At 66.2% G+C, this 9002-nt stretch carries 10 protein-coding genes and 2 pseudogenes; 7 read left to right on the top strand and 5 right to left on the bottom strand.

Annotation, left to right across the window (positions count from 1 at the left end; genetic code table 11):
* Nucleotides 1–644 (bottom strand): YncE family protein (locus tag ABZ845_RS31415; RefSeq protein ID WP_360986774.1); only part of this gene is annotated, 644 nt, incomplete at its 3' end.
* A 581-nt stretch (nucleotides 645–1225) separates the two neighbouring features.
* On the opposite strand from ABZ845_RS31415, the gene ABZ845_RS31410 reads away from it, so the two are divergent.
* A complete protein-coding gene (locus ABZ845_RS31410; protein ID WP_360986771.1) occupies nucleotides 1226–2020 on the top strand; it encodes a YncE family protein in 795 nt (264 codons plus the stop codon).
* A 348-nt stretch (nucleotides 2021–2368) separates the two neighbouring features.
* On the opposite strand, the pseudogene ABZ845_RS31405 reads toward ABZ845_RS31410, so the two are convergent.
* A pseudogene (locus tag ABZ845_RS31405) lies at nucleotides 2369–2767 on the bottom strand (tyrosine-type recombinase/integrase); the annotation flags it as partial.
* 119 nt (nucleotides 2768–2886) lie between these two features.
* Here ABZ845_RS31405 and ABZ845_RS31400 point away from each other — a divergent pair.
* Together ABZ845_RS31400 and ABZ845_RS31395 are read left to right on the top strand one after the other, a co-directional pair.
* Complete coding sequence (locus tag ABZ845_RS31400; RefSeq protein ID WP_360986768.1) at nucleotides 2887–3645, top strand: HAD hydrolase-like protein; 759 nt, start codon at nucleotides 2887–2889, stop codon at nucleotides 3643–3645.
* A gap of 193 nt (nucleotides 3646–3838) precedes the next feature.
* On the top strand, nucleotides 3839–4102 hold the full coding sequence (locus ABZ845_RS31395; protein ID WP_360986766.1) for a hypothetical protein: 264 nt from the start codon (nucleotides 3839–3841) through the stop codon (nucleotides 4100–4102).
* A 483-nt stretch (nucleotides 4103–4585) separates the two neighbouring features.
* On the opposite strand, the gene ABZ845_RS31390 is transcribed toward ABZ845_RS31395, so the two are convergent.
* Nucleotides 4586–4939: a hypothetical protein gene (locus ABZ845_RS31390; RefSeq protein ID WP_360986764.1), complete on the bottom strand. Its 354-nt coding sequence runs from the start codon at nucleotides 4937–4939 to the stop codon at nucleotides 4586–4588.
* A gap of 473 nt (nucleotides 4940–5412) precedes the next feature.
* Between ABZ845_RS31390 and ABZ845_RS31385 the strand changes: the two genes are divergently transcribed.
* Nucleotides 5413–5625 carry a hypothetical protein gene (locus tag ABZ845_RS31385; RefSeq protein ID WP_360986761.1) on the top strand — a complete coding sequence of 71 codons (213 nt, stop codon included), beginning with the start codon at nucleotides 5413–5415 and terminating at the stop codon, nucleotides 5623–5625.
* 263 nt (nucleotides 5626–5888) lie between these two features.
* Here the strand turns inward: ABZ845_RS31385 and ABZ845_RS31380 are convergent.
* Both ABZ845_RS31380 and ABZ845_RS31375 read right to left on the bottom strand, forming a co-directional pair.
* Nucleotides 5889–6083, bottom strand: a pseudogene (locus ABZ845_RS31380) (site-specific integrase); the annotation flags it as partial.
* 106 nt (nucleotides 6084–6189) lie between these two features.
* Entirely contained in the window at nucleotides 6190–6534 is a 345-nt protein-coding gene (locus ABZ845_RS31375; RefSeq protein ID WP_360986758.1) for a YncE family protein, read from the bottom strand.
* 554 nt (nucleotides 6535–7088) lie between these two features.
* Between ABZ845_RS31375 and ABZ845_RS31370 the strand changes: the two genes are divergently transcribed.
* From ABZ845_RS31370 to ABZ845_RS31360, 3 genes are read left to right on the top strand one after another with little or no spacing between them, the layout of a single operon-like run.
* A complete protein-coding gene (locus ABZ845_RS31370; RefSeq protein WP_360986755.1) occupies nucleotides 7089–7919 on the top strand; it encodes an AraC family transcriptional regulator in 831 nt (276 codons plus the stop codon).
* Between the two features lie 32 nt (nucleotides 7920–7951).
* Nucleotides 7952–8335, top strand: a complete 384-nt coding sequence (locus ABZ845_RS31365) for a VOC family protein (RefSeq protein WP_360986752.1) — start codon at nucleotides 7952–7954, stop codon at nucleotides 8333–8335.
* A complete protein-coding gene (locus ABZ845_RS31360; protein ID WP_360986749.1) occupies nucleotides 8332–8685 on the top strand; it encodes a DUF1801 domain-containing protein in 354 nt (117 codons plus the stop codon). The genes ABZ845_RS31365 and ABZ845_RS31360 overlap by 4 nt, the downstream gene beginning before the upstream one ends.
* Nucleotides 8686–9002: the final 317 nt, after the last annotated feature.

The raw sequence follows: 9002 nt of genomic DNA, 5'->3' as shown, positions 1-9002 counted from the left end.
ACGTGGATGGTGGCGGTGACCGTGTTCGTCGCCGTGTCGATCACCGACACCGTGCCCGAGGAGCGGTTGGTGACGTAGGCGTGGGCGCCGTCGGGCGTGATGGCCACACCGGCCGGGCCGCCGCCGAGGGGGATGGTGACGGTGACCGTGTTCGTGGCCGTGTCGATCACCGACACCGTGCCCGAACTCTGATTAGTGACGTAGGCGTGGGCGCCGTCGGGAGTGATGGCCACACCGGTCGGGGTGTTGCCGACGTGGATGGTGGCGGTGACCGTGTTCGTCGCCGTGTCGATCACCGACACCGTGCCCGAGGAGCGGTTGGTGACGTAGGCGTGGGCGCCGTCGGGGGTGATGGCCAGATCGCCCGGGCCGCCGCCGACGTGGATGGTGGCGGTGACCGCGTTCGTCGCCGTATTGATCACCGAGACCGTGTTCGACCCGAAGTTGGTGACGTAGGCGTTCGGCGGTGGGGCGACTGCCCGTGCCGGGGCAGCGGCCAGGACGGGCAGGGACAGTCCCGCCATCGTGGCCAGGACCGCCATGACCAGCCGCATCCAGATGCCCGGGCGTGGCCCGGGCCTGTTCCTGTCCGGTACCGGGCCGCCCTTGGAGGGCCCGGACCGCTTGCCCGCATGTGGGATCACGAACGCCTCGCTTCGTCAGGAAGGGCGGCAGCGACCGGGCATACCGTGGGCGCCGCCGGTGCACCGCAGCCACACACCACATGTGACTATGAGTCACTCTATGTAGCTGATGCGCGTCGAACGTGTTGCCGCACCGCATGCGGACAGCCGAGCAGGACACAGCACGGACTGGGCGACGTCGAAAGTCCCCTGTGATCGACCTGGCGGCGATCGATGCAGGCGAGGGCCCCCTCCGACCGGCAGCGCGCTGCACCCGGACCTCGTATGGCCGCAGCCGGGCGCGCCTGGCTGACTGACTGACTGACTGGCTGACTGGCTGACTGGCTGGCTGACTGGCTGACTGGCTGACTGGCTGACTGGCTGACTGGCTGTCAGAACGCGCACTATATGTAATTTGTTTCGATTTCCCCAGTTCACGGTTCTTCTGATCCCCAGAGCAAACCTGTTCGCTGTCGGGGTCGCCGGGCCGTGGCGCCGGTTGCAAGGAGACAGCGATGCATCTGACCGACCTGGCAGGTAAACCTGCACGTCGCGGTCCAGGGCCGAATAGGAGCGGGCCCTGGGCGTGGCTGCGGGCGTGCGTGGCAGGGCTGGCTGTGCTGGCGGGATTGGCCCTGCCGGCCGTCTCCTCATCCCCGGCCTGGGCCGACTCATCCCCTGACGCGTACGTCGCCAACGGCAGCTCGAGCAGCGTGTCGGTGATCGACACGGTCAGGAACAAGGTCACCGCCACCATCCACGTCGGCAGCGGTCCGCAGGGTGTGGCGAGCACCCCGAACGGCCGACGCGTCTACGTCACCAACCGAAATTCGGACACGGTGTCGGTGATCGACACGGCCAGGAACAAGGTCGTCGCCACCATCCCCGTCGGCGGCATGCCGCTCGGTGTCGCGATCACCCCGAACGGCCGACGCGTCTACGTCGCCAACGTCTCCTCGGACACGGTGTCGGTGATCGACACCAGAACCAACACCGTCGTCGCCACCGTCCCCGTCGGCAGCGGCCCGCAGGATGTCGCGATCACCCCGGACGGCCTTCGCGCCTACGTCACCAACTTGGACTCGAACGATGTGTCGGTGATCGACACGACCACCAACACCGTCGTCGCCACCGTCCCCGTCGGCAGCGGCGCGTGGGAGGTGGCGATCACCCCGAACGGCCGACGCGCCTACGTCGCCACCGGCAGCTCGAACAATGTGCAGGTGATCGACACCACCACCAACACCGTCGTAGACACCGTCCCCGTCGGCGCCTTCCCGGACGCTCTCGCGATCACCCCGGGGAATGGCAGACACCACAAGCCCGAGAAGCCGAAGAAGCCCTGCCACTATGCGCCTCAGCCTGCGTCGCCCTGCCGGGCCAGTCCTGGGGAGTGAGCGGTCCGCGATGCAGCTTGGCGCGCGGGTGGCAGACGCAGCGAACCCACTACGCAGCCGGGCCATCCGCGATGGAGAAATCCTGGAGACGATCTTGAGATGGCGGCCTCGGAGCACCACCGGAGACCGACACACCCCGACGCTCTGACCTGCATCTTTGACTTGAGCCCCAGGTCGGCGATCCTCCAGGGCCGGGACGAAGAGGTCGTGGGTTCAAATCCCGCCACCCCGACAGCGGAAGCAGCAGGTCAGGGCCGGTTTTCCTTCACGGGAAACCGGCCCTGACTCGTTCCCCGGGACCTCTGGGGAGTGAACGGGGAGTGGATCAAGGAAATCCGCTCCCGACCGTCACCCCTGGCGCGCTCTCAGCAAGGCATCAAGCGCGCGCACCGGGGATCGAGGATGCATGGCCAACCGCGCCTGCGACGACTCCTCCCATTGCTCGGTGAGTGCATCCATGAGCCGATTCCTCATCCGTGCGGTGACGTGCCAGTAGCGCGCTTGCACCGAGCCGTCCTCGTGCCCGAAACGCTCATCCATGAGCTTGGGCGGGATTCCGAGCTCCTCCATGACCGTCTTGTGCGAGTGCCTGAGCCCATGCGGAGTGAGGCCTCGCGCGATCGGAAGCCAGCAAGCGTCCGCCCTGCCAGAGGCGTTCCGGCCGCGCGCCGGCACTCCCGACCAGGGGTCCGCCATCACCGGCACAGGGCGTGCCTCCTGCGGGGCCTTCTTCGGGTACCAGCCCGTCGACCCCGTCGACCATCAACATCCGCATCCTGGTGCCGGACACGTCAGTCCCCCAGGCCGCACCCGTCAGGCGCGAGGATGGCGCCGACGACCCGCGCCTACGGGCTCGTATGCACGACATGATGGTCCGCTTCACCCGAAGCATCTCCAACACCATGCACGAACCCAGCGTGCTCGGGCTGGTCAGTGAGGCGAAGGTGAGCGTGCGTGTCCACAGCGGAACGCAGTTCTTCAAGGCCTACGTGATCAACCAGGAAGACGCCTTCTTCGGCTACTACCCGATCCGGCCGAACAAGGTCGTCACCCAAGACCATCGGAAGGAACTTCGACCCGGATGGGAAGTAGCACCCTCTCGGAAGCACTCGGAGCCACCAGAGCAGTCCTGTTCGACTTCGACGGGCCCATCTGCGACGTGTTCGCGGGGCACCCCGCACCCGAAGTCGCGCGCCACCTTAGGTGACGGCCGTCAAGCTGGCGGGCCCGCCTATCCCGGGTGCCGTGGCCGCTCTCGAAGCGGCCCGCTCCTCGGCCGGAAGGTCGCCATCTTCAGCAACAACTCGACGGCATGTGTGCGCGCCTTCCTGATGCTGCACGGGCTCCGTCACCTCGTGGACACGGTCGTGGGCCGCACCCCGTACTGGCCGGACCTGATGAAGCCCGACCCTCACTCGATGCTGATGGCCGCCGGTCAGCTGAACACGCACCCCTACGACTGCACCCTCATCGGTGACTCGGTGACGGACGAGGAGGCAGCGAAAGCCACCGGCGGGCGCTGCATCGGTTTCGCCAACAAACCCGGCAAGGAACGCGCCTTGGGCGATGCGGGCGCCGATGTGGTCGTCACCAGCATGGTCACCGTGGCCGAAGCTGTGAGCTAACCCCTCCCCCTCCACGGACTCCCCTGCTCGGTCAGCTCGTCCATGAGGCGCTTCCTCATCCGCGCGGTGATGTGCGAGTAGCGCGCCTGCACCGAACCGTCCTCATGCCCCAGGCGCTCATCCATGAGTTTCTGTGTTCTTGGTTGAGCTGTCAGTCGGCCAGAGAGACCCCACACGAAAGGCCCTTGTACGAATGCAGGCCGGACATGTCATCCGTGAAAGTCTGCGCCGTCGTGGCACCGGGGCGAACTCCCGCAGTGGCGGCATCGTGAATACGGCGTTCGGCACGACGACTCTTACCCGTAGCCGGGTAACCCACAACCAGGCGCTGGGAACGGGTGCAAACGGTGACGGCATCTTCAACGCCAGTGGCACGGTGACGCTGGTCGCCAGTCTCGTCGCCGATAACCAGCCCAGCAATTGCGGCAGCCCCAGCACCGTACCCGGCTGCTCCTAGTACTCCAGTCGTGATTCTCCATTTCCGCCCGGTTGTATGGAGAAGGCGATGCATCTGACCGACCCGGCAAGCGAACCTGCACGTCGCGGTCCGGGGGCCGAAAAGGAGCGGGCGCTGGGCGTGACTGCGGGCGAGCGTGGCGGGACTTGCCCTGCCGCGGCCGTCTCCTCATCCCCGGCATGGGCCGGTGCGGTTCACCTCTACTCCAACCGAGTGGCGAACATCGCTTTCGAGATTCTCCTGAGAAGAAGAGATAACTTGACCGCTGCACTCGTGTCGGACCCCGGCTAGGACATTCAGTTTGGGCAAGATAGTGGTGGCTGAAGGGAGCCATGCATGGGAAGAACATTGCATGGCCAAAGTACGCACGTCGCAGGTCAGCCGCTCTCCCTAGAGGGAAGGGTCGTTATGCCTAGAAGGTTGAAGCGTCTCGCAGTTCTTGGTACTGCCTGCGTGGCACTTGTCGGAGGAGCTACCGTCTCCTCAATTACGACAGCTGGAGCCACATCGGCCCATACCGCGACAGCCGCACACCTCGGTCCCGGGCCTGGTAGTGGTCCCGGGCCTGGTGGTCCCGGGACTGGTGGTCCCGGACCCGGTGGTGGTCCCGGCCATGGTGGTCCCGGGCCTGGTGGTCCCGGACCCGGTGGTGGTCCCGGCCATGGTGGTCCCGGGCCTGGTGGTGGTCTCGGCCATGGTGGTCCCGGGCCTGGTGGTCCCGGACCCGGTGGTGGTCCCGGCCATGGCGGTCCCGGACCCGGTGGTGGTCTCGGCCATGGTGGTCCCGGGCCTGGTGGTGGTCTCGGCCATGGTCCTGTGCTCGGTGGTTATGGGCATGGTGGTCCTGTGCTCGGTAGGTTTGGGTGCTGGACGTGGGTGTGGTCCTACCGGTACGGGCAATGGATGCGGGTTTGGTCTCCCTTGTGCAGGTACTAACCCCTGCGCTACGCCGCCATCTCGCTGAATGGGTTCAGTGTGATGGCGGCGACGAAGGTCAACTGCGTTGTGGACTGCCGCCCCGCACTGGAGATCGACACGGAGAATGCCCTGATCTGGGCTGACCATGCCGTCATCCCGAGGGACGTCGACAAAGCGTGGCGATCTTCGGTCGACTCCATGCCAAATTCGCCGGTGGTTGCGGTGGGGGGTTCCTGGATTGGAGTGCAGCGGAAATCCCATTCGCCGCTGTGTGGGGTTGCGCTCCCGCATGGCGGGAGCGCTCCGCTTCCGCCCGATCATCGGGCTGGGGCTCGACCGTGCATATTTCGGGAGCTTGCTGCGGTGAAAGCCCGACCTTGCGGGGCGTCTGCGTGTCCACGCCTTTGTCCCCTGACGCGTACGTCGCCAACGGCGGCGCGAACGATGTGTCGGTGATCGACACCATCGCCAACACCGTCGTAGCCATCCTCCCCGTCGGCACCAACCCGGTCGGTGTCGCGATCACCCCGGGGAAGGGCAAACCTCACAAGTCCGAGAAACCCGAGAAGCCCTGCCACTATGCGTCTCAGCCTGCGTCGCCCTGACGGGCCAGTCCTGGGGAGTGAGCGGGGAGTGGATCAAGGAAGCCGTACGGATCGCCACCCACCGGAACCAACTCGCACCAACGCCCTGGTCTGCACAGCAGCCAAGTGCTCCTGGCCAGCGATCTTTCCGTACATTATTCGGGACGAAGAGGTCGTGGGTTCAAATCCCGCCACCCAGACACAGGTCAAGGGGCCAATCGCGTGATCGCGATTGGCCCCTGGTCGTGTTCGGGGGGCCAAACAGGGGGCCAAAGGCTTTTTGATCAAGCCTCGCAGTCGGTGACCTCGCGACGCTGGGCAAAGATCACGTCCATGGCTTCCGCGCCTTCGGTGATCACCGGCCGGGGCTGCTTCCGGTAGACGTCCTCCATGGTCGCCTGACTGGTGTGCCCGACAAGCTGCGCGATGCGCTCCAGCGGGATGCCCTGGTCAGAGAGCAGCGATCCGCTACCTCTCACTCCCGGCGGGGCCAAACGGGGGGGCCGGCCGAAGCGCCCTGCCGCGGATGGACCCGGACGGGCCCCGGACTGAGCTTCAAGGCGAAAGCCCCGTCCAGCTGAACGTTCACCGGGATCCGGGCTTGTGCTTCTTGTCGTGTCTGCTGTTGTGGTGGTGCTGCTTTTCGCAGTGCCTGCCGCGTTTGATGGTGGTGGTGTCGATCACCGACACCGTGTCCGAGCCGTTGTTGGTGACGTAGGCGTGGGTGCCGTCGGGGGTGATGGACACACCGAACGGGGCGGCGAAGCCGGTGATGGTGGCGGTGACCGTGTTCGAGGCCGGGTCGACCACCGACACCGTGTCCGAAAACTGATTGGCGACATAGGCGTTCGGCGTGGGGGCGGCGGCCCGTGCCGGGGCCGCAGCCAGGACCGGTAGAGACAGTCCCGCCAGCATGGCCAGGACCCCCATGACCAGCCGCAAGGTACCCAGGCCTGGCCCGGGCCGGCTCATGTCGGGTACCGGGCCGCCTTGCGGCCCGGGCTCCTTGCCCACATATGGGATCACGAAGCCTCGCTTCGTCAGGATGGGCGGGCCCCGACCGGACAAACCGTGCGCGCCGACAGCACACCGCAGCCAAACACGACATGTGACTACGCGTCACTTTATGTAGTGGGTGTGCGTCGACCCCGTTGTCGCACCGCATGCGTGCCGGCACGTACCGGTCGCCGTTGGGTGCGCCAAGGACCCCAGGAACCGGGCTTGCGCGAAGCGGATCAAGCAGACCGCATCTTGCGCTACCAGAAGGCGAGGCAGGGGCCTCCGGCGCCGAGACGCGGCACCGTCCACACTCATCGTTCGCTAGATCACTCCGCATCACGCCAATGCGAGAGAGTGGGCTCGGGAGAAATCCGGGAGAAGATCTTCTCCCTCGATCTCCGACGGAGCCTCGTCACCGGCGGCCCGGCTCCAGGGCTGCCAGGAGCGGCCACGCATGCGATGGCAGCGGCGGGCATCATGGGACTGTGGCCGCCATCGCCTATCGTGAGGAACGCCTCCACGACAGTCTGTCCGAGTGGGTGGAGTGCGCCTGGTTCTATGAGCGCACTCTTGGCACCGACGAAGTGGAAGACGTCGTTCCCGACGCCTGTGTCGAGTTGGTGGTGCAGCTGGGAGCGCCGTTTCGGGACGACGCCGGGCCGCTGCCGGAGTGTGTGGCGATCGGCACCTCGGATCGTCCGCTTCGCCTTGTCGCGGACGGTCGGGTTGCCCAGTGGTCCGTTCGGTTTCCTTGGTGGGGTCTGGCCCCATTCGGAGACGTCCGGGTCTTCCGCGGGCGGCAGTGGGCGCCAGCCGATGAGGTGTTCGCGACACATCTGGTGGGAGAGGTGTCCGCGGCGGCCCGATCCACCGATCCGGTCTCCGGGTTCAATCGGGCCCTGTTGGCACAGCTGTGGGCATGGACGACGCCGCAGGACGACCTTCGGATCGCGGGGCAGCGGATCGCCGGGCGAGCGGCCGGGATGTCGGTGGAATCGCTCGCGGAAGCGTGCGCGCTGTCCCAACGGCAGCTGCAGCGCAATTTCCGCGCGGCCCTGGGCTCCACGCCGCAACAGATGATCGCGCGTATGCGGTTCGAACGCGCGCGACGGCTGCTCATGGCGTCTGATGACCCGCTGGCCGATGTCGCCATCGCCGCGGGCTACGCGGACCACAGTCACATGTCACGGGCGTTCGCCTCCTTCGCGCGAATGACCCCGAGTGCCTACCGTCGGCAGTTCCGGGCGGCCGCCGGCGGTTCCGGCTCGGATGTCGCATTGATCCAAGACACGACCCGACAGCCCGACCCAGACTGATCCCGATCGTTCAACACGCACGAGAGGGCATCATGCCAACGATCCCGCTGTTCAAAGTACTGGTCGACGACCTCGACGTTGCCTTGTCGTTCTACACCGACCAGCTCGGAATGAGCTGCCTGGAAGACAACCGACTGGGCGACTACCGCTGGATCCTCGTGGGATTCCCGGGCCAAGGCGGGCTGGCCGTCAACCTCGAGCTGGCTCGCAGCCCCGAGGAGAAGGAGGTCATTGGAAGGCAGGCTGCCGGTCTGCCGCTGTTCAGCATTTCCACCGACGATTGCCGGCGCGACCATGAGCGGATGCGCGCCGCAGGCGTCATGTTCGACGGGGAACCCGAGGAGCAGCCCTGGGGCATCGGCGTCATGCTGCGCGATCTGGTCGGGAACCGCATATACCTCAATCAGGACCTATGAGTACGCCTGACCCGCTTACAACCTACCTCGCGGCATTGGAGTCGCCATGGCCGCGCGAGGCGGCTTCGGCAGTGGTCGATGCGATCCGCTCAGCCGGGCCGTTCGACGAAGCGATCAAATGGGGACATCCGTACTTCGCCGTCAACGACCGCGCGGTGGTCAAGATCTTCACCGCCCGTGACTGGATCAACGTCTTCTTCTACCGCGGCGTGGAACTGACGGACACCGCGATGCTGCTGGAGCCCGACGAACGCGCGCGGATGAGAAAGACCCGCATCCTCCGGGGCCAACCGCTGCCGCAGTGCTTCGCCGCTCTCGTCGCCGAAGCACGAAACCTCGAGCTACCGTAGCGGCGGACGGCCGCCCGAAGTGCCTCAGCCGGATGGCGAACTGCGGTACAGCAGCGTCGTACAGCCCCCAAGTTCGGGACGAAGAGACCGTGGGTTCGAATCGCGTCGCCCCGACAGTGAAGTACCGGGTCAGGGGCACCTACTAGTAGATCGTCGCGGCTAAGTGTTGTTCTGGTTGGTGGAGTTGGGGTCGGGCAAGCTCCCCTTGTCGCTTCCGTTCGACCGGGCAGGGGTGCCGTGTCCTCGCAGAAGAAGTATCCGGTTGCGTTGAGTGCCGAAGATCGTCTGGCGTTGGTGCGCGTGACGACGACGGGGGT

Origin of the sequence: Streptomyces sp. NPDC047022, assembly GCF_040644155.1 — a bacterium.
Lineage (GTDB): Bacteria > Actinomycetota > Actinomycetes > Streptomycetales > Streptomycetaceae > Streptomyces.
This window is presented reverse-complemented; position numbering and strand designations above follow the sequence as displayed.